General features: G+C 41.4%; 1 protein-coding gene. It reads left to right on the top strand.

Going from position 1 to position 1,045, the window contains the following annotated elements; genetic code table 11:
- A partial coding sequence (locus OLM33_10095; protein ID MCW1714001.1) for a VCBS domain-containing protein occupies positions 1 to 1,045 on the top strand: 1,045 nt, incomplete at both ends.

Consider the following 1,045-nt stretch of genomic DNA (forward strand, 5'->3'; position numbering starts at 1 on the left):
AATTATTATTTTGATGAGCTTGCAGAGGGAGATAAATTAATACTTGTTTATACAGTGAAAGCCACTGATATTTCCGGTGCCAGTGATACTCATGACGTTATTATTACCATAACAGGTACAAATGATGTACCTATTGCTAATGCTGACGTAAACACTGTATATGAAGATGGTGTAGATGATCCACTTCATGAAGATTACGATTCTAACACGACGATTGTAGCTGGAAACGTGCTTGATAATGACGACTCCATTGATTTTGGAGAGACATTGACAGTTACGGGCATTGATAAGGGAGTACACAGTTCTGTATCAGGAAAGGTAGGTTCTGTAATTGACGGTACCTATGGAACTTTAACAGTCAACTCTGACGGAACTTACAAATACACTCTTGATAACACTAAGCCGGCAGTACAAGGACTTGCCAAAGATGAAACAGTGGATGAGGTCTTTACTTATACCATTACGGACTCTCATGGTGCAACAGATAGCACTACTTTGACTATTACTGTGGTCGGTACAAATGATGCCCCTGTAATTAATGTTGTAAACCCGAATGATGTTAAAGGTGCTGTAACTGAGCTTGTTGACGGACATGTAGATGAAAACAACTTTGACCACACAGTAAATGGATATTTCGAAGTAACTGATAAGGACTTAAGTGATGAGATAAAAACTCTAACTGCTACACCTCAAGGAGCGGGATACCTTGGAACATTTACTCCTGTAATTGATACACAGACAACCGGCGGTGCTACAGGAAAAATAACTTGGGAATTTAAAGTTAATGACTCTGCTTTGGACCATCTCGCAGAAGGCGAAACTGTTACGCAGCTATATGATGTGACAGTGGATGACGGCAAGGGTGGAACAGATACCGTTACGGTGACTGTAACTATTACAGGCAGCAATGACGCGCCTGAGATCCATGTCAGAGCAGGCGACAGCGATGCTGAGTCTTTGACAGAATCAAACATAGCTCTAACAGCAACCGGAACTTTGTCACTTTCGGATGTCGACGTCATTGACGTTGTTAATGCCACAGAAG

This window comes from Synergistaceae bacterium DZ-S4 (assembly GCA_025943965.1).
GTDB classification, from domain to species: Bacteria; Synergistota; Synergistia; order Synergistales; family Synergistaceae; genus Caenicola; species Caenicola nitritireducens.